At 71.4% G+C, this 22,258-nt stretch carries 16 protein-coding genes and 2 pseudogenes; 5 read left to right on the forward strand and 13 right to left on the reverse strand.

Annotated elements, in window-relative coordinates:
- Positions 1–34: 34 nt before the first annotated feature.
- Together DRB96_RS45815 and DRB96_RS04770 are read right to left on the reverse strand one after the other, a co-directional pair.
- A complete protein-coding gene (locus DRB96_RS45815; RefSeq protein WP_275431882.1) occupies positions 35–166 on the reverse strand; it encodes a hypothetical protein in 132 nt (43 codons plus the stop codon).
- 260 nt (positions 167–426) lie between these two features.
- Positions 427–702: pseudogene (locus DRB96_RS04770) on the reverse strand (LysR substrate-binding domain-containing protein); the annotation flags it as partial.
- On the opposite strand from DRB96_RS04770, the pseudogene DRB96_RS44255 reads away from it, so the two are divergent.
- A pseudogene (locus DRB96_RS44255) lies at positions 701–1,132 on the forward strand (hypothetical protein); the annotation flags it as partial. The pseudogenes DRB96_RS04770 and DRB96_RS44255 sit on opposite strands and share 2 nt — an antisense overlap.
- 119 nt (positions 1,133–1,251) lie before the next feature.
- Positions 1,252–3,276 (forward strand): phospholipase C, phosphocholine-specific, encoded by a 2,025-nt coding sequence (locus DRB96_RS04780; protein WP_112447017.1) that lies wholly within the window; start codon positions 1,252–1,254, stop codon positions 3,274–3,276.
- Between the two features lie 93 nt (positions 3,277–3,369).
- Here the strand turns inward: DRB96_RS04780 and DRB96_RS04785 are convergent, their stop codons facing one another.
- On the reverse strand, positions 3,370–3,999 hold the full coding sequence (locus tag DRB96_RS04785; protein ID WP_112447019.1) for a GNAT family N-acetyltransferase: 630 nt from the start codon (positions 3,997–3,999) through the stop codon (positions 3,370–3,372).
- 128 nt (positions 4,000–4,127) lie between these two features.
- On the opposite strand from DRB96_RS04785, the gene DRB96_RS04790 reads away from it, so the two are divergent.
- Positions 4,128–4,829, forward strand: a complete 702-nt coding sequence (locus DRB96_RS04790; protein ID WP_112447021.1) for a nitroreductase family protein — start codon at positions 4,128–4,130, stop codon at positions 4,827–4,829.
- 79 nt (positions 4,830–4,908) lie between these two features.
- On the opposite strand, the gene pruA is transcribed toward DRB96_RS04790, so the two are convergent.
- Both pruA and DRB96_RS04800 read right to left on the reverse strand, forming a co-directional pair.
- The gene (pruA, locus tag DRB96_RS04795) at positions 4,909–6,549 is read right to left on the reverse strand and encodes an L-glutamate gamma-semialdehyde dehydrogenase (RefSeq protein WP_112447023.1); all 1,641 of its coding nucleotides are present in this window, start codon (positions 6,547–6,549) and stop codon (positions 4,909–4,911) included.
- A gap of 51 nt (positions 6,550–6,600) precedes the next feature.
- Positions 6,601–7,527: a proline dehydrogenase family protein gene (locus DRB96_RS04800; protein ID WP_112447025.1), complete on the reverse strand. Its 927-nt coding sequence runs from the start codon at positions 7,525–7,527 to the stop codon at positions 6,601–6,603.
- Between the two features lie 199 nt (positions 7,528–7,726).
- Between DRB96_RS04800 and DRB96_RS04805 the strand changes: the two genes are divergently transcribed.
- On the forward strand, positions 7,727–9,034 hold the full coding sequence (locus DRB96_RS04805) for a helix-turn-helix domain-containing protein (protein ID WP_112447027.1): 1,308 nt from the start codon (positions 7,727–7,729) through the stop codon (positions 9,032–9,034).
- 56 nt (positions 9,035–9,090) lie between these two features.
- Here DRB96_RS04805 and DRB96_RS04810 read toward each other — a convergent pair whose 3' ends face one another.
- Both DRB96_RS04810 and DRB96_RS04815 read right to left on the reverse strand, forming a co-directional pair.
- Positions 9,091–9,966 (reverse strand): hypothetical protein, encoded by an 876-nt coding sequence (locus tag DRB96_RS04810; protein WP_162688475.1) that lies wholly within the window; start codon positions 9,964–9,966, stop codon positions 9,091–9,093.
- A gap of 90 nt (positions 9,967–10,056) precedes the next feature.
- The gene (locus DRB96_RS04815; protein WP_112447031.1) at positions 10,057–10,677 is read right to left on the reverse strand and encodes a TetR/AcrR family transcriptional regulator; all 621 of its coding nucleotides are present in this window, start codon (positions 10,675–10,677) and stop codon (positions 10,057–10,059) included.
- 103 nt (positions 10,678–10,780) lie between these two features.
- Here DRB96_RS04815 and DRB96_RS04820 point away from each other — a divergent pair, with 103 nt between their 5' ends.
- On the forward strand, positions 10,781–12,322 hold the full coding sequence (locus tag DRB96_RS04820) for an MFS transporter (protein ID WP_112453210.1): 1,542 nt from the start codon (positions 10,781–10,783) through the stop codon (positions 12,320–12,322).
- 98 nt (positions 12,323–12,420) lie between these two features.
- Here the strand turns inward: DRB96_RS04820 and serA are convergent, their stop codons facing one another.
- From serA to DRB96_RS04850, 6 genes are all read right to left on the reverse strand, one after another.
- Positions 12,421–14,010, reverse strand: coding sequence for a phosphoglycerate dehydrogenase (serA, locus tag DRB96_RS04825; protein WP_112447033.1), 1,590 nt, complete (start codon positions 14,008–14,010; stop codon positions 12,421–12,423).
- Positions 14,011–14,284: 274 nt separating this feature from the next.
- Positions 14,285–15,286: a ketol-acid reductoisomerase gene (gene ilvC, locus DRB96_RS04830; protein ID WP_112447035.1), complete on the reverse strand. Its 1,002-nt coding sequence runs from the start codon at positions 15,284–15,286 to the stop codon at positions 14,285–14,287.
- A 127-nt stretch (positions 15,287–15,413) separates the two neighbouring features.
- Entirely contained in the window at positions 15,414–15,938 is a 525-nt protein-coding gene (gene ilvN, locus DRB96_RS04835; RefSeq protein ID WP_053677671.1) for an acetolactate synthase small subunit, read from the reverse strand.
- A 32-nt stretch (positions 15,939–15,970) separates the two neighbouring features.
- The gene (locus DRB96_RS04840; RefSeq protein ID WP_204357636.1) at positions 15,971–17,860 is read right to left on the reverse strand and encodes an acetolactate synthase large subunit; all 1,890 of its coding nucleotides are present in this window, start codon (positions 17,858–17,860) and stop codon (positions 15,971–15,973) included.
- 215 nt (positions 17,861–18,075) lie between these two features.
- Entirely contained in the window at positions 18,076–20,895 is a 2,820-nt protein-coding gene (locus tag DRB96_RS04845) for an EAL domain-containing protein (RefSeq protein ID WP_112453211.1), read from the reverse strand.
- Between the two features lie 349 nt (positions 20,896–21,244).
- Complete coding sequence (locus DRB96_RS04850) at positions 21,245–22,201, reverse strand: 2-hydroxyacid dehydrogenase (protein ID WP_112447039.1); 957 nt, start codon at positions 22,199–22,201, stop codon at positions 21,245–21,247.
- Between the last annotated feature and the right edge of the window lie 57 nt (positions 22,202–22,258).

Here is a 22,258-nt window from a genome sequence, read left to right on the forward strand (position 1 = left end):
TGTGGACGCAATATGTGCGGGGCCGGGCTCGTGCTCAGTGGCCGGTCGAGCCGCCGTTGTCACGGCGGTCCAGGGCGCGCTGGAGGGCGGCGGCGGCGTTCTTGCGGTCGGCATCGGCGGCGGCGGAGCGCCGGGCGCGGCGGACGGCGACGGGGTTCTGCGTCATGGTGATCGACTCCTTGAGATCACGGCGTGGCGGGGCCACGGATGAGGGGTTCCTTCAAGGCGCCGGAAGAGGCGGGGAGCGGTGCGCGGCAGGGGTTGCCTGCGACGGGGCGCGCGCTCTCGACCGCCATTCGCCGGATCGGCGAGACGTTCGGCTTCTACAACGTAAGCCAGCTCCCGCTGTATGTCTCCGCAATTACTCGGACTTCCTACTATCTGAGACGCGAAACCCCTCGGAAGGACCTCGACCGCGGCTCCGCTTCAGGCCTTGGCGGAGCGGAGTTCCCTGATCAGAGCCCTGACGGCGAGCGTCCTCGCCAGTTCCGGCGTGGTGACGTATCCCACCTGTCTCACGGGCCCCGAGGGGCCCAGACCGGTGATCTCGACGGCCTCACCCGCCTCCCGCAACGACAGCTCCGGCAGGACCGCCATGCCGAGCCCGCGCCCGACCATCGTGAGGACCATCCCGTCGTCCTCCGCCTTGACGGTGGCCCGCGGGATCCAGTCCTGGGCCTGCCACCAAGCCCGGGTGTAGGTCACCCTGGGCGCCGACGGCACCCGCAAGCTGCGCGGCCACGAGGGCGTCCCGCTGGAGGCGTACCTCTCGGTCCTCGGCGGCACCGGCCTGACCGCGTACGCCGCCCTGACCCGCACCGCGGCCCTGCGCGAGTACGGGCGGATCGCGTGGGTCGGCGGGATCTCGATGTACAACGGCGACCGCTCCCCCGCCGCGCCCCGCAACCCCTTCGAAGTCGTACACAAGTCGCTGCGCCTGGAAGGGGTATTGGTTCGCAATCACACCAATCTGCAGGACGAGCTGGAGGACTTTCTGGTCCCTCATCTGCGCAGTGACCTGATCTCCACCGACACCACCGTTGTCCAGGGATTCGATCACAAGGTGGACGACTTCCGGGGCATGCTCAGAGGGGAGAATCTGGGAAAAATGCTCGTGCGGCTCGATGTCTGAATCCGGCCATCCGGATGTTCACCGAGTTCTTACCGCACGGATGTAGACCTTTGGCGCGGCTGCCGCCACTCTTGCCGTCAATGTGCCAGCGGGGCACTTGAGTTGGAGGCGAGTAGCCAGTGACACCGATCAGCCGCAGAGGGTTCGTGGGAATCGGCGCCGGGCTGATGGCGGGGGCGGCCATCCCGGCGATCGCGCCGACCTCGGCGGCGGCCGCCGCCTCCGGCACCATCACCGACGTGAAGCACGTGGTGATCCTGATGCAGGAGAACCGCAGCTTCGACCACTACTTCGGCAAGCTGAAGGGTGTCCGCGGTTTCGGCGACCGCGCCGCAGGCAACATCCCGGGCGGCTGGGGCATGTTCAACCAGCCCAACTGGGGCGGCCGCCAGTACCCGTGGAAGCTCAGCTCCACCCCGCCGGCCGGCGGGGTCGACGGCGAGACCCTCGCCCAGTGCAACGGCGACCTCCCGCACAGCTGGAACTCGCAGCACGCGGCCTGGAACAAGGGCCGCATGGACAACTTCGTCACCGGCGTCGGCAACACCCGCACCCTCGGCTACCTCGACCGCGGCGACATCCCCTTCCACTACGGCCTCGCCGACAACTACACCATCTGCGACGCCTACTTCTGCTCGACCCTGAGCGCGACCGGCCCCAACCGCACCTTCCTGTGGAGCGGCAAGGTCGACGCGGGCAGCAAGGACGGCGGCGACGAGTCCGGGCTGACCTGGGAGACGTACGCGGAGGCCCTGCAGCGCGCCGGGATGAGCTGGAAGGTCTACCAGAACGCCCAGGACAACTACGGGGACAACGGGCTCGCCTACTTCAAGAAGTTCACGGACGCGGCCCCCGGCAATCCGCTGTGGGACCGGGGCATGGGCTCCGTGCCCAAGGTCACCGGCTCCACCCCGGACGACATCGCCGCCGCCATCCGCGCGGACGTCGTCGCCGGCACCCTCCCCCAGGTCTCCTGGGTCGTGGCGAACGAGGCCTTCTCCGAGCACCCGTACGCCCCGCCCGGCGACGGCGCGCACTTCGTGGACCTGGTCTACCGCGCGCTCTCGGCGAACCCGGAGGTCTTCGACTCCACCGTCCTCTTCCTCAACTACGACGAGAACGACGGCTTCTTCGACCACGTCCCGCCGCCGGTCGCCCCGCCCGGCACGGCCGGCGAGTACATCGACGGCACCCCGATCGGGCTCGGCTTCCGCGTCCCCATGATCGTGATGTCTCCGTGGACGCGCGGCGGCTGGGTGAGCTCCGAGGTCTTCGACCACACCTCCGTGCTGCGCTTCATGGAGACGTGGACGGCCGCGCTGGGCACCCCGGCCGCCTGTCCCAACATCAGCGCGTGGCGCCGCAAGGTGGTCGGCGACCTCACGGGCGTCTTCGACTTCGCACACCCGGTCTACGGGGTCCCCGCAGGCCTGCCGTCCACCGCCAAGGTCATCGGCCAGGCGACCTGCGGCCCGCTCCCCAACCCGGTGCCGCAGGACAACGCACAGCCGGTGCAGGAGGCCGGGACGCGGCCCGCGCGGGCACTTCCGTACCAGGTCAACGGGAACCTGGACCGTTTCGAGTTCGGTGCCGCCGGCAAGATCCTGGCCTGGTTCTCGATGACGAACGCGGGCACGGAGGCGAAGCGGCCGGCGCACTTCTCGATCCACCCGCACCAGTACCGGGACACGGCGGCCTGGCAGTACACGGTGGACGCCGGCGCGACCTCGACGGACTACTTCAACATCGGCACCGGCAGCGGCTCCGGCAAGTACGACATCTCGATGTACGGGCCGAACCGCTTCCTGCGGCGCTTCATCGGCGACGCGTCGAAGGCGGGCAAGTCGATCGAGGTCGCGGCGCGCTTCGCGGTGGAGGCGAGCACCGGCAAGACGGCGGTCTACTTCAAGATGACCAACTCCTCGGCCTCGCCGGTCACCTTCACGATCCGCTCGAACGCCTACCGCACGGACGGCCCGTGGACGTACACCGTCCCGGCGAACTCCTCGCGCGAGGACTACTTCAACGCCGTGGCCTACAGCAGCGGCTGGTACGACTTCACGGTCCTCGCCGACTCCGACGGCACCTGGTCGCGGCGCTACACGGGCCACATCGAGTCGGGCGCACCGAGCATCAGCGGCTAGCCCCTCGGCCAGGCCGTCCAGCCGGTGCCGTGGCCGGAAGGGCCCACCGGGTCGCGGCGCGGGTCGCGGCGCCAGGCACGGCACGGCACGGCACTAGAGCACGTCGCCGTCCCGCCAGTCGAAGCGGAGCGGCCCGGCGGCGGGGTCCGGCAGGACCCCGCCGTCCGGCGCCCACACGTACGTCGACCCCTCCTCCTCGGGGAGCCGCTCGGGCCCGTCCGGCCCGAGCACCCCGATCTCCCCGCCCCATACCCGCCAGCCCCGCGCGGCGTACAGCGCGGCGCCGACGTCGGACGCGCTGAGCGCCCCGAGCGGGTAGGCCCGCGCGAGGACCCCCTCCAGCGACTGCATCACCACCCCGCCGAGCCCGCTCCGCCGCCGGTCGGCGCGGACGGCCACGGCCTCGACGTACCCGGTGCGCAGCGCCCGCCCCGCGTGCAGGACCCGCCGCTGGACGACGCTCCCGTGCGCGACGAGCTCCTCGCCCTCGTACACCAGCACGTGCATCCCGCCGAGCGCGTGCTCGAAGTCCTCTTCCCCGAAGTCCCCTTCGAAGGCGGAGTCGAGCAGCTCCCGCACCCGCCGCAGCTCCCCTTCGCCGACCTGCGAGGTGTGCCGAAGGAACACGGCCCGCCCGCCGGCGCCGTCGCGCGTGGAGTCCGGGTCCCGTGCCGCCGTCCGCCGCAGTCCCGCCCGTGCCGCCCCCGCGTCCCAGTCGTCCATGCCGGGACGGTACCAAGCGGGCTCCGCCGCCCCGGGATCCGGAATGCGGACACGAAATATCGCCCACCGGCCGGATTCGTCCGACGCGGGTCTGGCGGTCTGGACCACTGCCTCGGCAGACTCTGCCCATGTCGCCCGATACCCAGCAGTGGACCCCGATCCACGGCCAGCCCTACCGCGCCGCCCCCTACCGCCCCGAGCGGATGCCGAGCGCGGAATCCCTCGCGCGCGCCGCCGAGTTGCGGACGCGGATGGACGAGCGCAGGACCGTACGCCACTTCTCCCCCGACCCCGTGCCCGAGCAGGTCGTCCGGGACGCCGTCGCGTGCGCCGCGACCGCGCCCTCCGGCGCGCACCAGCAGCCGTGGACGTTCGTCCTGGTCAAGGACCCCGCCGTGCGGCGGCAGATCCGCGCCGCCGCGGAGCAGGAGGAGCAGCTGTCCTACGACGGCCGGCTCGGCGACGAATGGCTCGCGGCCCTGCGCCCCATCGGCACGGACGCCGTGAAGACCCACCTCACCGACGCCCCGGCCCTGATCGTGGTCTTCCAGCAGCGCTACTGGCTCGGCGAGGACGGCACGAAGCACAAGCACTACTACGTCGACGAGTCGGTCGGCATCGCGGTCGGCATGCTGCTGTCCGCCCTCCACCTCTCCGGCCTGGCCGCCCTGATCCACACGCCGAGCCCGATGCGGTTCCTCTCCCACGTCCTGGACCGCCCGGAGAACGAGAAGGCCTTCGCGGTCATCCCGGTCGGCTACCCCTCCCCCGACTGCGAGGTCCCGGACCTGGTCCGCAAGTCCCTGGACCAGGTCATCGTGGAGGTCTAGGCGGACCTCCGGACATGAAACCGCCCCCGCTCCGGACTTGGGGGTACCGGAACGGGGGCGGGGTTCAGCGGGGCCTGGATCAGCCCATGTGGGGGTAGCCGTACTCGGTCGGCGCGACCAGGGTCTCCTTGATGGAGCGGGTCGAGGTCCAGCGCTGCAGGTTGGTCGCCGCGCCCGCCTTGTCGTTGGTGCCCGAGGCGCGGCCGCCGCCGAAGGGCTGCTGGCCGACGACGGCGCCGGTCGACTTGTCGTTGATGTAGAAGTTGCCCGCCGCGAAGCGGAGCTTCTCCATCGCGTCCGCGGCCGCGTAGCGGTCGCCGGCGATGATCGAGCCGGTCAGCGCGTACGCCGAGACGGACTCCATCTGCGCGAGCATCGTGTCGAACCCGTCGGCGGCAGCGTCGTCGTAGACGTGGATCGCCAGGATCGGGCCGAAGTACTCGGTCGTGAAGACCTCGTTCTCGGGGTCGGTGCACGCGATGACGGTCGGGCGGACGAAGTAGCCCTTCGAGTCGTCGTACGTGCCGCCCGCGACGATCTCGCAGGTCGGGTCGGCGGCGGCCCGGTCGATGGCGGCCTTGTTCTTGGCAAAGGACCGCTCGTCGATGACGGCGCCGATGAAGTTCGCCAGGTCGCGGACGTCGCCCATCGCGATGCCGTCGACCTCGGCCGCGAAGGCCTCCTTGAAGCCGTCGTTCCAGATCGAGGCCGGAACGTAGGCGCGGGAGGACGCCGAGCACTTCTGGCCCTGGTACTCGAAGGAGCCGCGGGTCAGGGCGGTCTTGAGGGTCGCGCGGTCCGCGGACGGGTGCGCGACGACGAAGTCCTTGCCGCCGGTCTCGCCGACCAGGCGCGGGTAGGACTTGTACGTCTCGATGTTGTTGCCGACCGTCTTCCACAGGTACTGGAAGGTCTTCGTCGAGCCGGTGAAGTGGATGCCCGCCAGCTCGGGATGGTTCAGTGCCACCTCCGACACCGCGATGCCGTCGCCCGTCACCAGGTTGATGACGCCCTTCGGCAGGCCGGCCTCCTCCAGCAGCTCCATGAGGAGGACCGCGGAGTGGGTCTGCGTCGGGGACGGCTTCCACACGACCACGTTGCCCATGAGGGCGGGGGCGGTCGGCAGGTTGCCGGCGATGGCCGTGAAGTTGAACGGCGTGATCGCGTAGACGAAGCCCTCGAGCGGGCGGTGGTCGCTGCGGTTCCACACGCCGGCGGAGTTCGCGGCCGGCTGCTCGGCCAGGATCTGGCGGGCGAAGTGGACGTTGAAGCGCCAGAAGTCGACGAGCTCGCACGGGGTGTCGATCTCGGCCTGCTGCGCGGTCTTGGACTGGCCCAGCATCGTGGAGGCGGCCAGCTTCTCGCGCCACGGGCCGGACAGCAGCTCGGCGGCGCGCAGGATGATCGCGGCGCGGTCGTCGAAGGACATCGAGCGCCAGGCCGGGGCTGCGGCCAGGGCGGCGTCGACGGCCTCCTGCGCGTCGGCCTGGGTGGCGTTCGCGTACGTGCCGAGCACCGACGCGTGGTCGTGCGGCTGCACGACGTCGAAGCGCTCGCCGCCGCCCATCCGCTTGACGCCGTTGATCGTCATCGGGAGGTCGATCGGGTTCTCGGACAGCTGCTTCAGCTGCGTTTCGAGGCGCGCGCGCTCCGGGGTGCCGGGGGCGTACGAGTGGATCGGCTCGTTGACGGGAACGGGGACCTGGGTCACAGCGTCCATATGACTGGTAACTCCTTGAGCTAGTGGGAGGGCCTAGTTCAGGGCCAGGACCTAGTTCTTGGTGATCATCGAGCGGAGGAAGAAGAGGAGGTTCGCCGGCTTCTCCGCGAGGCGCCGCATGAAGTAGCCGTACCAGTCGGTCCCGTACGCCGTGTAGACGCGCATCCGGTGGCCCTCGGCGGCCAGCCGCAGGTGCTCCTCGCCGCGGATGCCGTAGAGCATCTGGAACTCGTACTCGTCGAGCTTGCGGCCCGCCGTGCGGGCGAGCTCCTGGGCGATGGCGATCAGGCGCGGGTCGTGGGACCCGATCATCGGGTAGCCGTCGCCCTCCATCAGGATCCGCATGATGCGGACGTAGGCCAGGTCGATCTCGGCCTTGTCCTGGTAGGCGACCTCGGCGGGCTCCTTGTAGGCGCCCTTGACGATCCGTACGCGGCTGCCGGCGTCGGCCAGCCGGCGGGCGTCGGCCTCGGTGCGGAAGAGGTACGCCTGGATCACGCAGCCGGTCTGCGGGAAGTCGCGGCGCAGCTCCTCGTGGATGGCGAACATCGAGTCGAGGGTGGTGTGGTCCTCGGCGTCCAGGGTGACGGTGGTGCCGATGGCGGCGGCGGCCTCGACGACCGGGCGGACGTTGGCGAGGGCGAGCTCGTGGCCGCCCGCGAGCGCCTGGCCGAACATCGACAGCTTCACGGACATCTCGACGGTCTCGCCGAGGCCCAGGTGGGCGAGCTGCTCGATGAGCTGGAGGTACGCGTCGCGCGCGGCGTGGGACTGCTCCACGGTGGTGATGTCCTCGCCGACGACGTCGAGGGTCACCTCCAGGCCCTTGGCCGTGAGGTCCTCGACGATCGGGATGACCTGGTCGACCGTCTCACCGGGGATGAACCGGTTCACCACGGGCTTGGTCACCGGGGCGGCAGAGACGATTCGGCGCATCTTGTCGCTGCGCGAGGCGGCGAGGATCGCGGGACCCAGCACGGGGCACCTCCAACGGGGTGGCAGAAGCAGACATACGGCCTGCGCCGGGATGACGTGGGCCATAAGGAAAATGCAAGTGAAACCACCGTGAAACCTAGGGATCTCCACGATCCTCTGCCATCGACAGCTGTCACGCATCCGTGGCCCGGATCTCATACATCTGTCTGAAGGCCCGGTCCGGGGGTGGGAGAATGTGCGGGTGAAGGGCGATTACCAGGACCTGGTGGATGAGATCTCGGCGCTGCTCGGCGCTCCGGCGACGCTGGAGAACCGGGACTTCCGCCTCATCGCCTTCGGCGCGCACGACAGCGATGACGACCTCGCGATGGACCCCGTACGGACCCGCTCGATCCTCACCCGCCAGTCGACGGCCGCCGTCCGCTCCTGGTTCGAGGGCTTCGGCATCGCCCGCGCCACCGGGCCCGTACGGATCCCCGCGGCCCCGGACGCCGGGGTCTTCCGGGGCCGGATCTGCCTGCCGGTGCGCTACCGCGGCATCGTCCAGGGCTACGTGTGGCTCCTCGACCGGGACCCCGGCCCCGACGCGGAGGCGCTGGCCGCGGCCATGGAGGTGGCCCAGCGGATCGGACTGCTCCTCGCGGAGGAGGCCAGGGCGGGGGCCGACCTGTCGCGGGGGTTCCGCGCGGTGCTCACCGCCGGGCGGGGCTGGCAGCAGGACATGGCCGTGGCGGCGCTGCGGGTGGCGCTCGGTCCGGGCGGAGACGGACCGCACGCGGCCGTCTGTGTGAGCCCGTGGCCCGGCGAGGCCCCGGCTTCGGTCCCGGGGGCGGCGGCGGTGTGCGTGGTCCCCTGGCGGCGGGCCGGCGAGGAGGAGCCCGGCCCGGGGGCGCGCGGGCAGGACGGCACGGCCGCCCCGGGGCGCCAGGTCCTGGCCGTCCTGGTCCGGCTGCGCGGCGCGGACCCGCTGGCTCCGGCGATGACGGCGATCTCGCGGCTGATGCCCCGCGCGGCCGGAGCGGGCGGAGCGGCCGGAGCTGGCAGCCCGAGTGGCCCGGGCTCCGCCGACCCCGGCAAGGGCGCCGCAGGGGTGCCCGCCGTAGGGGTGTCCGCAGCCGGGGCGCCCCCCGGCGGGATGACCGCCGGGGTGTCCGATCCCGTGCGGGCCCTCCCGGGGCTCCCCGCGGCGTGGCGCCAGGCCGAGTCCGCCGCCCGGGCCGCCGCCGCCCGGCCGCGGCTCGGGGCGGTCGCGCAGTGGTCGGCGATCGGGCCGTACCGGATGCTGGCGGCCGTCGCCGAGGAGGCGCTCGACGATCCGGCGACCCGGGCCCTGCTCGGCCCCGCGCACCCCGAACTGGCCCGGACGGCCGAGGTGTTCCTGGACTGCGCCGGCCAGGCGGGCCGGGCGGCGGCCGCCCTGGGCATCCACCGCCAGACCCTGTACTACCGCCTCGCCCGGGTGGAGCAGCTGACCGGCCTGGACCTGGACGAGGGCGAGGACCGCCTGCTCCTGCACATGTCCCTCAAGGCGGCCCGCCTGCACGGCTGACCGGGCTCCCGCCTCCGACGCCTGCCGCGGCGGCGGCCCGCCTTCCGCGACTCCGGTCAGCGGACGGCGCCGCCCGAGTGGCCGAGTGCCTCACCGGACACCGCGTCGACCAGGACCCGGCCTCCGAGCGGCCGGGAGAGCGTCACGGGGACCGTCGCCCCGAGCAGGACCGCGGGGCACCCCTCGCCCTCGGGGAGCTCCCGCCCGGGCAGGATCCGGCCGCCGAGGACCACCGTGTCGGCGCCCTCCAGCACCTCGACGGCGACCCCGCCGTCGCAGGCCCCGTGTCCGGCGTCCACGGTGAAGGCCGTGGCGCCGGGGTCCGCGGCTCCGTGGCCCGTCAGCGCCGTGGTGGAGCCGGACGGTTCCATCGGCTCGACCGGCGGCTCGGCCGGCTCGGCGCGGGCCAGGGCGACTCGGGCGAGCGGCTCCCCGTACCCCTCCAGGTCGAAGAACCAGACCGGGACCAGGGCGGGTCCGCGGCTGGTCTTCACGGTCAGCTCGCCGAACCGGGCGCCGGTCACGGTCAGCGGGTGCTCGCGGGTGGGCGCCCCGCCGGTGAGCGCCCCGTACGCGGCGCTCGCACCCAGTGCCGTGACGTCGAGGGTGGCACCGTCGGACCAGCGGATCCGGGCGGATCGGCCGCCCCCCACGGGCAGTTCGCCGCGCAGGGCGAAGTTCCGCTCCGCGTAGGCGGTCTTGTCGCGCCCGTCGTGGAAGGCGTCCGCCGGCAGCCGCACCGGGTCCTCCAGGAGGTGGAACCCCGCGCGCCACTCCTTCAGTTCGGCCGAGCCCTCCCAGGCGCGCGCCACCTCCTCCATGCGGGGCCGGAGTTCGGGCGCGGCAGCCGCCCGCGGGGGTCCCGCCTCCCCGCATCCGGCCGCCACGAGCACCCCGAGGAACACCGCCACCACCGTCACCGCACGTCTCACGACTCCCCCTCAGATCGGACCGGTTAGGGGGTGGGACGCGGGCACCGCGGCGGGGGTTCCGGCTCCGCTCAGGCCCCGCTCAGGCCCCTCTCAGGCCCCGCTCGCGGCCTCGCCCCCGGCCGCCGGTCCGTCCGCCGGGGCCGCCTTCGCCATCGCCTCCACGGCCCGCCGCATGCCCTCGGTCAGGTCCGCCGGCGTCGCGGCCGAGGCGGGGTCGAAGAGCCACTGGAGCATGAAGCCGTTCAGCAGGGCCTGGTAGAACGCGCCGGTGGTCCGCAGGTCCTCCTCGCCGAGGTCCTCCTCCGCGACACCGGTGAACATCGAGACGAGCCCCTTGCGCCCCTCCCCCTGCGAGGCCGCGAGCATCGTCCGCAGCTCGGGCAGCCGGTCCGGGGTCAGCGCGACCTCCATGCTCGCCGCCCAGATCGGGCCGGACTCCGCACGCCCGGAGTGCACCCCGTCCCAGACCGAGCGGAAGCGCTCGAGCGAGCCGCCCTCCCCCCGCACCCCGGCCGTGAACTGGTCGCCCCAGTCCTGGATGACGGCGATGAACGCCTCCGTCATGAGGGCGTCCTTGGAGCCGTAGTGGTAGCCGATCGAGGCCAGGTTCGCACCGGAGGCCTTGACGATGTCGCGTGCGGTCGTGCGCACGAAACCCTTCTCGACCAGGCACTTCTTGGCGCCTTCCAGCAAGTCTTCGCGATGTCCCATGCCGTCACGGTAACCAAGACGCCCGTCCAAGACAAACGTTCCATACGACCGTCCTACACATCCGTACTAGACAGTCGTTTATGACACTTGTACATTGCTGCTCATGACGAACCCCGCAGCGCGTCCGGCCGGTCGCCGGGAATGGATCGCCTTCACCGTTCTCCTGCTCCCCCTGCTCCTGGTCTCGATGGACGTCTCCGTCCTCTACTTCGCCATCCCGGCCATCACCCGGGAGCTCGACCCCAGCGCCACCCAACAGCTCTGGATCTTCGACAGCTACGCCTTCGCCCTGGCCGGCCTGCTGATCACGATGGGCTCCCTGGGCGACCGGATCGGGCGCCGCAAGCTGCTGCTGGCCGGCGCGGCCGCCTTCGGACTCGCCTCCGTCGGCGCCGCCTACGCCACCAGCGCCGAGATGCTCATCGCGGCCCGCGTCCTGCTCGGCATCGGCGGCGCGACCCTGATGCCGTCCACCCTCGCCCTCATCCGCAACCTCTTCCAGGACGACCGGCAGCGCGGCAAGGCCATCGCGATCTGGTCCGGTGCCATGACCGGCGGCATCGCACTGGGATCGGTGATGAGCGGGGTGATGCTGAACCACTTCTGGTGGGGCTCCGTCTTCCTGGTCAACGTGCCCGCGATGCTGCTCCTGCTCGCCCTGGTCCCCGTGCTGGTCCCCGAGTTCAAGGACCCCGCCCCCGGCCGCTTCGACCTGCTGAGCGTGCCGCTGTCCATGGCCGCGGTACTGCCGGTGGTCTACGCCCTCAAGGAGATCGCCGCCGAGGGCCCCACCCCGCTCCGCGCCGGCTGCCTCGCCGTCGGCCTGGCCTTCGGGTACGCCTTCGTCCGCCGCCAGCGCACCCGTGACGACGCCATGGTCTCCCGGGCCCTCTTCCAGGGCCGGGGCTTCGGCGCCGGCATCGGCCTGAACACGATCGCCGCCTTCGCCATGATGGGCTCGGCCTACTTCACCACCCAGTACCTGCAGTCGGTGCTCGGCATGGGCACCCTGGAAGCCGCCCTCTGGAGCCTGGCCCCCTCGGTCGCCATCGGCGCCGCCGCCCCGGTCAGCGCCGTCCTCGCCCACAAGACCGACCGGGCGTACGTCATCGCCGGCGGCTTCGTCCTCGCCGCCGCCGGGTTCGCCCTGATCGGCCTCGTCTCCACCGACTCGCTGTGGCTGCTGCTGACCGGCGCGGGGGTCCTCGCCTGCGGCATCGTCACCGTGATGTCGCTGGTCTCCGACATGGCGCTCGGCGCCGCCCCCGCCGAGAAGGCCGGCTCGGCCGCCTCCCTGCTGGAGACGGGCCAGGAGTTCGGCGGCGCCCTCGGCATGGCCGTCCTGGGCAGCCTCGGCACCGCCGTCTACCGCTCCGACCTGGCCGGCTCCGAGCCCGCCGTCCGGGAAACGCTCGGCGGAGCGGTGGCCGCCGCCCGGCAGCTCGGCGGCGAAGCCGGCGGACAGGTCCTGACCCTGGCCCGGGAGGCCTTCGTCCACGGAATGCAGTACGCGGCCTGGGGCGGTACGGTCCTGCTGCTCGCGGCGGCGGTGCTCGCCGCGGCCCTGCTCCGGGGCCGCGGAGCCCAGGCCCCGGCCGCGGCCGCGGCGGAGCCGGCCCGGGCCGGCGAAGCCCTCGCGCACTGAGCGACGTAAGAAGGTCGCGGGGCGCGGCACGCGAAAGGGCCCGGGGGAATCCCCCGGGCCCTTCGGCTTTAGCTTTGGCTTCGGCTTCGGCTTCGGCTTCAGCCGAGGCTGACCGTGCGGGCCGAGACCGCGCCGATCTCGGTGGCGATGTCCGCGAGGACGTTCACCGGGGCCTCGGCGTCGACCGTGAGGACGGCGAGCGCCTCGCCGCCCTCCTCGGCGCGGGCGACCTGCATGCCCGCGATGTTCAGGCCGGCCTCGCCGAGGATGCGGCCGACGGCGCCGACCACGCCGGGGCGGTCGGCGTAACGCAGGACGATCATGTGGTCGGCGAGCGCCAGGTCCACGTCGTACTCGCCGATGCCGACGATCTTCTGCAGGTGCTTGGGACCCACGAGCGTGCCGGAGACCGAGACCTCCTGGCCGTCCGACAGGGTGCCGCGCACGGTCACCACGTTGCGGTGGTCCGGGGACTCCGACGAGGTGGTCAGGCGGACCTCGACACCGCGCTCCTGCGCGAACAGCGGGGCGTTGACGTAGGAGACCGTCTCGTCGACGACGTCCTCGAAGACACCCTTGAGCGCGGAGAGTTCGAGCACCTTGACGTCGTGCTGGGTGATCTCGCCGCAGACCTCGACATCGAGGCGGACCGCGACCTCGCCCGCGAGGGCGGTGAAGATGCGGCCGAGCTTCTCGGCGAGCGGCAGGCCCGGCCGGACGTCCTCGGCGATGACGCCGCCCTGGACGTTGACCGCGTCCGGCACGAGCTCGCCGGCGAGCGCGAGGCGCACCGACTTGGCGACCGAGACGCCGGCCTTCTCCTGGGCCTCGTCCGTGGACGCGCCGAGGTGCGGGGTGCAGACGACCTGGTCGAGCTCGAACAGCGGGGAGTCCGTGCAGGGCTCCTTCGCGTACACGTCGAGTCCGGCGCCGGCGACGCGGCCCTCCTTGATGGCCGAGTACAGCGCGGCCTCGTCCACGATCCCGCCGCGGGCGGCGTTGACGATGCGCACGGACGGCTTCACCTTGTGCAGGGCCTCGTCCCCGATGAGACCGAGGGTCTCGGGGGTCTTGGGCAGGTGCACGGTGATGAAGTCGGCGACCTCGAGGAGCTCGTCCAGCGACAGCATCTTGACGCCCATCTGGGCGGCGCGCGCGGGCTGCACGTAGGGGTCGTACGCGACGATCTTCATGCCGAAGGCCGACATGCGCTGGGCGACCAGGACGCCGATGCGGCCGAGGCCGACGACACCCAGGGTCTTCTCGCTGAGCTCGACACCCGTGTACTTGTTCCGCTTCCACTCACCGTTCTTCAGAGCGGTGTTGGCCTGCGGGATGTTGCGGGCGGTGGCGACGAGGAGGCCGCAGGCCAGCTCGGCGGCCGTGACGATGTTGGAGGTCGGGGCGTTGACGACCATCACGCCGGCCTTGGTGGCGGCGGACACGTCGACGTTGTCCAGACCGACACCCGCACGGGCGACGACCTTCAGCTTCTTGGCGGCGGCGATGGCCTCGGCGTCGACCTTGGTCGCGGAGCGGACGAGGATCGCGTCGACGTCGACGATCGCGGGGAGCAGCTCCGCGCGGTCGGCACCGTTGACGTGCCTGATCTCGAAGTCCGGACCGAGCGCGTCCACCGTGGCGGGCGACAGCTCTTCGGCGATGAGTACGACAGGTTTCGAGCTCACGTGGGTCCTCACAAGTCCAGTGCGGACGGCCGTCCCGACGGCCGCAGGCGGTGGAGGGGGTAGCCGCGTGGAAGACGCACGACACTGTGGGCCTGACGCGTTGTGTTGAGCAGTGTAGTGGCGGATCCCGTACGGAATTCCGCCTGTACGGAAGGATCACCCGTCCGTGATTGGCCGGGGTGGACAAGCGGGCCGTTTTCAGGGCCCGTGCCGCATCCCCGCCCGATGTGCGGCGGGGCCGGGACGCACCGTCCCGGCCCCGCCCCGCGCGCGATCAGCTCTCGTCGTTGTCGACCCAGCTCATCAGCTTGCGCAGCTTCTTGCCGGTGGTCTCGAGCAGGTGCGCCTCGTCGGCCTTCTTGTACTCGTTGTACTTCGGCAGGCCGGCCTTGTACTCGGCCATCCAGGTGTTGGCGAACTCGCCGTTCTGGATCTCCGCGAGGACCTTCTTCATCTCGGCCTTGGTGGCGTCCGTGATGATGCGGGGACCGGTGATGTAGTCGCCCCACTCGGCGGTCTCGGAGACCGACCAGCGCATCTTCTCCAGGCCGCCCTCGTACATGAGGTCCACGATGAGCTTCAGCTCGTGCAGGCACTCGAAGTACGCGATCTCCGGCTGGTAGCCGGCCTCGGTCAGGGTCTCGAAACCGGCCTTGACCAGGGCGGAGGCGCCACCGCAGAGGACGGCCTGCTCACCGAACAGGTCGGTCTCGGTCTCCTCGGTGAAGGTGGTCTTGATGACGCCGGCGCGGGTGCCGCCGATGCCGGCCGCGTACGAGAGCGCGAGCGCGAAGGCGGAACCGGTGAAGTCCTGCTCGACGGCGGCGATGCAGGGCACGCCGCGGCCTTCCTCGTACTGGCGGCGGACCAGGTGGCCCGGGCCCTTCGGGGCGACCAGGGCGACGTCCACGTTGGCCGGGGGCGTGATGAAGCCGTAGCGGACGTTGAAGCCGTGGCCGAAGAAGAGCGCGTCGCCCTCTTCCAGGTGCTGCTCGATGGACTCGGCGTAGATCTCGGCCTGGAGCGGGTCCGGGGTCAGGATCATGATGACGTTCGCCCAGGCCGCCGCCTCGGCGACGGGCAGGACCTTCAGGCCCTGCTCCTCGGCCTTGGCCTTGGACTTCGAGCCCTCGTGCAGGCCGACGACGACGTCGACGCCGGAGTCACGGAGCGACAGCGCATGGGCGTGGCCCTGGCTGCCGTAACCGATGACCGCGACCTTGCGGCCCTGGATGATGGACAGGTCGGCGTCGTTCTCGTAGAACAGCTCGGCCACTGGGATATCTCCTTGGTGCGCTGGTGTTGCTCCCACCGTACGGCGGGGAACGGAATACGTGGTTCTCGGTCTCGCCATACGAGCGAGCGAGCGGGCAGCCGCCGGGCCGGCACGCGGCCCGGACGGCTCAGGCGCTGCGGTCGAGCGCGCGCAGGCTGCGGTCCGTGATGGACCGGCCGCCGCGCCCTATGGCGATCGTGCCGGACTGGACGAGCTCCTTGATGCCGAAGGGCTCCAGCATCTTGAGCATCGCGCCCAGCTTGTCGGTGCCGCCCGTGGCCTCGATGGTGACGGCTTCCGGGGAGACGTCGACGGTCTTGGCGCGGAACAGCTGGACGATCTCGACGATCTGCGAGCGCGTCTCGTTGTCGGCGCGGACCTTCACCAGGACGAGCTCGCGCTCGATGGCGTTGTGCTGCTCCAGCTCGACGATCTTGAGCACGTTGACCAGCTTGTTGAGCTGCTTGGTCACCTGCTCCAGCGGGAGGTCCTCGACGTTCACGACGATGGTGATGCGCGAGATGTCGGGGTGCTCGGTGACACCGACCGCGAGGGAGTCGATGTTGAACCCCCGTCGGGAGAACAGCGCGGCGATCCGGGCGAGGATGCCGGGCGTGTTCTCGACCAGGACGGAGAGCGTGTGCTTGGACATGTGAGTCGTTCTCTCTCTCAGGCTCTCTCGGCTCAGTCGTCTTCGTTGTCGCCGAAGTCGGGACGGACGCCCCGGGCGGCCATGACCTCGTCGTTCGAGGTGCCGGCGGCGACCATCGGCCACACCATGGCGTCCTCGTGGACGATGAAGTCGACGACGACCGGACGGTCGTTGATCGCGTTGGCCTCGGCGATGACCCGGTCCAGGTCGGCCGGGTCCTCGCAGCGCAGTGCCACGCAGCCCATGGCCTCGGACAGCTTGACGAAGTCCGGGACGCGGGTGCCCTTGCGGGGGGCGCTGGACTCGCCGAGCTGGGAGCCGACCGCCGTGTCCTGGCCCGTCTCGTCCGCGTGCAGCACGGTGTTGGAGTAGCGCTGGTTGTAGAAGAGGGTCTGCCACTGGCGGACCATGCCCAGCGCACCGTTGTTGATGATCGCGACCTTGATCGGGATGTTGTTCAGCGCACAGGTGGTCAGTTCCTGATTGGTCATCTGGAAGCAGCCGTCGCCGTCGATCGCCCAGACCGTGCGGTCGGGCATGCCGACCTTGGCGCCCATCGCGGCCGGGACCGCGTAGCCCATGGTTCCGGCGCCGCCGGAGTTGAGCCAGGTGCGGGGCTCTTCGTAGTTGACGAAGTGCGAGGCCCACATCTGGTGCTGGCCGACGCCCGCCGCGTAGATGGTGTGCTCGGGGGCCATCTGGCCGATGCGCTGGATGACCTGCTGGGGCGACAGCGTGTCCTCCGAGGGCTTCTCGTAGCCCAGCGGGTACGTGTCGCGCCAGCGGCTGAGGTCCTTCCACCAGGCGCTGTAGTCGCCGGCGTGGCCCTCGGTGTGCTCGGCCTGGACCGCCTGGATCAGGTCGGCGATGACCTCGCGGGCGTCACCGACGATCGGGACGTCGACGACGCGGTTCTTGCCGATCTCGGCCGGGTCGATGTCCGCGTGGATGATCTTGGCGAACGGGGCGAAGCTGTCCAGCTTGCCGGTGACGCGGTCGTCGAAGCGGGTGCCGAGCGCGATCAGCAGGTCGGCCTTCTGCAGGGCGGTGACGGCGGTGACCGCGCCGTGCATGCCGGGCATGCCCACGTGCAGCGGGTGGCTGTCGGGGAAGGAGCCCAGCGCCATCAGGGTGGTGGTGACCGGAACGCCGGTCAGCTCGGCGAGGACCTTCAGCTCGGCGGTCGCGCCGGCCTTCATGACGCCGCCGCCGACGTACAGGACCGGGCGCTTGGCCTGGCAGATGAGCTTGGCGGCCTCGCGGATCTGCTTGGCGTGCGGCTTGGTGACCGGCCGGTAGCCCGGGAGGTCCTGGGCGGGCGGCCACGAGAAGGTGGTCTTCGCCTGCAGGGCGTCCTTGGCGATGTCGACCAGGACCGGGCCGGGGCGGCCGGTCGAGGCGATGTGGAAGGCCTCGGCGATCGTCCGCGGGATGTCCTCGGCCTTGGTGACGAGGAAGTTGTGCTTGGTGATCGGCATCGTGATGCCGACGATGTCCGCCTCCTGGAAGGCGTCCGTGCCGATCGCCTTGGAGGAGACCTGGCCGGTGATGGCGACGAGCGGGACGGAGTCCATGTGCGCGTCGGCGATCGGGGTGACCAGGTTCGTGGCGCCCGGGCCGGACGTGGCCATACAGACGCCGACCTTGCCCGTGGCCTGCGCGTAGCCGGTGGCGGCGTGGCCGGCCCCCTGCTCGTGGCGGACCAGGATGTGACGGACCTTCTTGGAGTCCATCATCGGGTCGTACGCGGGGAGGATGGCGCCGCCCGGGATGCCGAAGACGGTGTCGCACCCCACCTCTTCGAGAGAGCGGATGAGGGACTGCGCACCCGTGACGTGCTCAACTGCGGCGGACTGGTGTCCGCCGGTACGGGCCCGCGGCTGCGGATGGTGGGCCCCGGTGGCCTGCTCGGTCATCGGCATTCTCTTCTCGAAGCTGAGGGTTTTACGAGGAGGGTTTTACGAGATTCGACGTTGCCAGTGCAACAAAAAACCCCTCGTGCCGGGAGGCAAGCGAGGGGAGCGCGTCGGGTGCGTTGAGCGGGGACATGCTGGTCCCAGCTTCAGCCGACGCGCTTTCCAAGTACGAGAATTCGGGTGCGCATGGCACTGACCCTCCCTCCGGCGGGAGGGTGATGTCAAGCGGGTGGGACGGGCGTCTCATTATGTGAGCCTCTGTGGATGGCCATCGAGCCCCCTGGGGAACCACCGGCCAATGCTGGCTGGGCCGCACCGCCCGGTACTGGGAACGTACCTCTCACGAGCGCCCGCCGCAGCCTGTACTCGTCGAGAGGGCCCGAGAAGGCCATCCCCTGCCCGTGCGTACAGCCCATCGCGCGCAGGGCCAGCACCTGCTCGGGCAGGTCCACGCCCTCCGCCACCGACTGCATGCCCAGGTCGTTTGCGATACGCAACAAACCTGCGGTGATCTTGTGGAGGCGAGCGGACTCGACGACGCCCTCGACCAGGCCCCGGTCGAGCTTGAGCATGTCCACCGGGAGCCTGCGCAGCGCGCTGATGGCCGCGTAGCCGCTGCCGAAGCCGTCGAGGGCGATCAGGACCCCGAGCCGCCGCAGCGCCGCCAGGCGCCGCTCCAGGTCGTCGAAGGGCACCCTGGGGTCGGACACGGCGAGCTCCAGGACGAGCGCCCCCGACGGCAGCCCGTTGCGCGTGAGGAGGGCCTCCACCGAGCCCAGCGGCATCGACCGGTCCAGCAGCCGCTGCGCGGTCATCCGGACGGCCACGGGTACGTCGTGCCCGGCCCGGTGCCGCTCGGCGGCCTGCCCGACGGCCTCCTCCAGCAGCCACCGCCCCAACTCGGCGGTGCGCGAGGCGTCCGGCAGGGCCGGGTGGCCCGGGTGGCCGCCCTCGCTGTACTCGGCGACCCGCAGGAACTCGGCGGGCGTGAACAGGATCCCCTGGGCGGAGCGCCACCGGGCCTGCGCCGCCACGGCCGAGATCTCGCCGGTGGCCAGGGAGACCACGGGCTGGTGGAGCAGCGCGAACTCGCCCTCGTGCAGCGCGGTGCGCAGCCGCCCGGCCAGCTCCGCCTTGCGGACGACTTCGGCCTGCATCTGCGGCGCGTACATCTCGACCCGGTCCTTGCCGCCCGCCTTGGCCCGGTACATCGCGAGATCCGCGTTGCGCATGAGGTCCGAAGGGGTGATGCCGGGGTCGGCGAAGGCCACGCCGATGCTGGCCGCGACCCGGACCTCGCTGCCGGAGATCCGGTAGGGCTGGGAAAGCGTGGTGCGCAGCCGGTCGGCGATCTCGTGGACCAGGTACTCGCGGGCGCTGCGGTCGCGGCTGCCGTCGCCCAGGATCAGCGCGGCGAACTCGTCGCCGCCGAGGCGGGCCGCGGTGTCCCCGGACCGGACCGAGTCCTGGAGCCGGCGGGCCGCCTCGACGAGCAGTTCGTCGCCCGCCTGGTGGCCGATGGTGTCGTTGACCGCTTTGAAGCCGTCGAGGTCGATGAAGAGCACGGCGGTGCTGTGGTCCCCGGCCCGCCGGCCGGTCAGGGCCTGGCGGACCCGGCGGGTGAACAGGGCCCGGTTGGGGAGGTCGGTGAGCGGGTCGTGCTCGGCGCTGTGCTGGAGCTGCGCCTGGAGCCTGACCCGCTCGGTGACGTCGCGGCTGTTGAGGATGAGCCCGCCCTGATGGCGGTTGACGGTGGACTCCACGTTGAGCCACTCGCCCTCGCCGGACTTGAACCGGCACTCGATGCGGGTGGTCGGCTCCTCGGCGGGCGGGGCGGCCAGGAAGCGGCGCACCTCGTGGACGACGCGGCCCAGGTCGTCGGGGTGGATCAGGGCGGCCAGCTCGGTGCCGACCAGCTCCTCCGCCTCGCGGCCGTAGACCCCGGCGGCGGCGGGGCTGACGTAGCGCAGGGTCCCGGTGGGCGCGGCGATCATGATGACGTCGCTGGAGCCCTGGACCAGGGAGCGGAAGTGGTTCTCCTTCTGGGCCAGCTCCTGGGTCAGCGCGATGTTGTCGAGGAGCATGATGCCCTGCCGGATGACGAGGGCGAGGACGACCGTGCAGCCGGTGAAGACGACGACCCGGTCGACCTTCCGGCCGTCCACCACGTTGTAGAGGATGCCGAGGGTGCAGACGGCCGCCGCGAGGTACGGGGTCAGGGCGGGCAGGGAGCCGGTGATGGGGCGGCTGTGCGGCCGCTCGGCGCGCGCGTGGGCGACGGACTCGGGGCCCTGGTGGAGCCGGCGGGCGCCCCAGGGCGCGTACGCGAGGAGGAGCGAGCCGGCGAACCAGCCCGCATCGAGGAGCTGGCCGGACTGGTACTCGGCGCTGAGCAGGGGCGAGGTGAACAGCGCGTCGCTGAGCACGGTCAGCGAGAGGGCCGCGATGGCGGTGTTCACGGCGGAGCGGTTGGTCTCGGAGCGGCGGAAGTGCAGCACCAGCACCATCGAGACGAGCGCGATGTCCAGGAGCGGATAGGCCAGCGAGAGGGCCGCACGCGGGACGCTGCCGGGGGCCCCGGTCTGGGCGGTGCGCGCCGCGTGGGCGAGGGCCAGGCTCCAGGAGAGGGTGAGCAGGGAGCCGCCGATGAGCCAGGAGTCGAGCCCGAGGCAGACCCAGCCGGCTCTGGTGACGGGGCGCTTGGCGAGGACGAGCAGGCCCACGATGGCGGGCGGTGCGAAGCAGAGGAAGGCGAAGTCCGCGATGGAGGGCTTCGGCACGCTCTCACCGAGGACCACCTCGTACCAGCCCCAGACGGCGTTTCCGCAGCTGCCCATGAGCGAGGAGAACGCGAACAGCAGCCAGGCCGGGCGCTCGCGGCTGTCGATGGCCCGCGCGTACGTGAAGCAGGAGACTGCCGCCAGCAGCCCGGCGGCGCTGAGCCCGAAGTCGCCCATGAAATCGGCGAGTTCCTTGGAGCCCCAGCCGAGGGCGGCGCCCACGCCGTACCCGCTGCTGACCACCGCGAGGAGGAGCTGCATCGCCAGACCCTTGCCGCCGCCCGCGAGGGGCCGACGGGTCAGGAGCGCCGCCCCCGGGGCACTCACCGGTCCCCCTCGCTGGCTGGTTTCGGCGTGCCCCAGTCCCGGCACCGTCGTTTGCGGCCGCTTCGCCGCACCGGATCCTTCACCCATTGGCCGTACATCGCCCGTCGCCCCCCAAAGTGTCCGATCACTTCCCCAGCGCCAGACCACCGCGCCGCAGCCCCTTGTTCCGGACGATACACCACTTTCGTCACTCAGGGACATAGCTTCTCTACGCTCCGTCACCAACTGGGGAGTTGTGCCCACCGGGCGCATCCGCACGACTGCGGAGCGTGCGCACCAGCCGTCACTCCGTGATCAACACCGTGTTCTCCACGGGCGATCCGGCGGCGAAGCGGCGGAGCTGGCGGGCCACCAGGCGCTTGGCCCGGGGCTCGAACGCCGAGCTGCTGCCGCCCACATGGGGGGTGATCAGGACACCCGGAGCATGCCAGAGCGGATGGCCTGAAGGCAGCGGTTCCGGGTCGGTGACGTCCAGCGCGGCGCGCAGCCGGCCCGACTCCGCCTCCGCCAGGAGCGACTTGGTGTCGACGACGGGGCCGCGGGCCACGTTCACCAGCAGCGCCCCGTCCTTCATGCGGCGCAGGAACTCCGCGTCCGCCAGTCCCCGCGTCTGTTCGGTGAGCGGGGTGGAGAGGATCACCACGTCGGCCAGGGGCAGCAGTTGGGGCAGGTCGGCGAGGGCGTGCACCGGCCCGCGCGCCGTCGTGCGCGCCGTCCGCGCGACCCTGGTGATCCGCTCGCACTCGAAGGGCGCGAGGCGGTCCTCGATGGCCGAGCCGATCGCCCCGTAGCCGATGATCAGCACGGACTTGTCCGCGAGGGCCTCGTAGAACCCGAAGCGCCACTCCTCGCGGTCCTGGCCGCGCACCATGCCGGGGATCCCGCGCAGGGAGGCCAGGGTCAAGGTGAGCGCCAGTTCGGCGGTGGACGCCTCGTGGACGCCGCGGGCGTTGCACAGCCGTACGCCGGGGCCGAGGTCCCCGAGGCCGCCCAGGACGTGGTCGATGCCGGCGGTGAGGGTCTGCACGACCCGCAGGCGCTCCATCGCGGGCAGCGGGCGCAGGGTGACGGCCGGGGACTTCATGTACGGCGTGACGTAGAAGACGCAGGCGGCCGGATCGGCCGGGAAGGCCTCCTCGCCGTCCCAGAGGCGGTAGCGGAAGGCATCGGGCAGCCCCTCGATCTCCTCGGCGGGGAAGGGGAGCCATACGTCGAGGGTCTCGGGAATCTCTGCAGTCATGATCAGGAGGCTATGCCAGGGGATCCGGATCGAGCCGTTAGTTTGTGTGCCGGACCG

This window comes from Streptomyces sp. ICC1, assembly GCF_003287935.1.
Taxonomy (GTDB): Bacteria; Actinomycetota; Actinomycetes; order Streptomycetales; family Streptomycetaceae; genus Streptomyces; species Streptomyces tritrimontium.

Excerpts from the sequence above, each read along its gene's own strand:
- DRB96_RS45815 (WP_275431882.1), bottom strand. The coding sequence starts at position 166 with ATGACGCAGAACCCCGTCGCCGTCCGCCGCGCCCGGCGCTCCGCCGCC.
- DRB96_RS04785 (WP_112447019.1), bottom strand. The coding sequence starts at position 3,999 with ATGGACGACTGGGACGCGGGGGCGGCACGGGCGGGACTGCGGCGGACG.
- DRB96_RS04790 (WP_112447021.1), top strand. The coding sequence starts at position 4,128 with ATGTCGCCCGATACCCAGCAGTGGACCCCGATCCACGGCCAGCCCTAC.
- pruA (WP_112447023.1), bottom strand. The coding sequence starts at position 6,549 with ATGGACGCTGTGACCCAGGTCCCCGTTCCCGTCAACGAGCCGATCCAC.
- DRB96_RS04815 (WP_112447031.1), bottom strand. The coding sequence starts at position 10,677 with ATGGGACATCGCGAAGACTTGCTGGAAGGCGCCAAGAAGTGCCTGGTC.
- DRB96_RS04820 (WP_112453210.1), top strand. The coding sequence starts at position 10,781 with ATGACGAACCCCGCAGCGCGTCCGGCCGGTCGCCGGGAATGGATCGCC.
- ilvN (WP_053677671.1), bottom strand. The coding sequence starts at position 15,938 with ATGTCCAAGCACACGCTCTCCGTCCTGGTCGAGAACACGCCCGGCATC.
- DRB96_RS04840 (WP_204357636.1), bottom strand. The coding sequence starts at position 17,860 with ATGCCGATGACCGAGCAGGCCACCGGGGCCCACCATCCGCAGCCGCGG.
- DRB96_RS04845 (WP_112453211.1), bottom strand. The coding sequence starts at position 20,895 with ATGCAGCTCCTCCTCGCGGTGGTCAGCAGCGGGTACGGCGTGGGCGCC.
- DRB96_RS04850 (WP_112447039.1), bottom strand. The coding sequence starts at position 22,201 with ATGACTGCAGAGATTCCCGAGACCCTCGACGTATGGCTCCCCTTCCCC.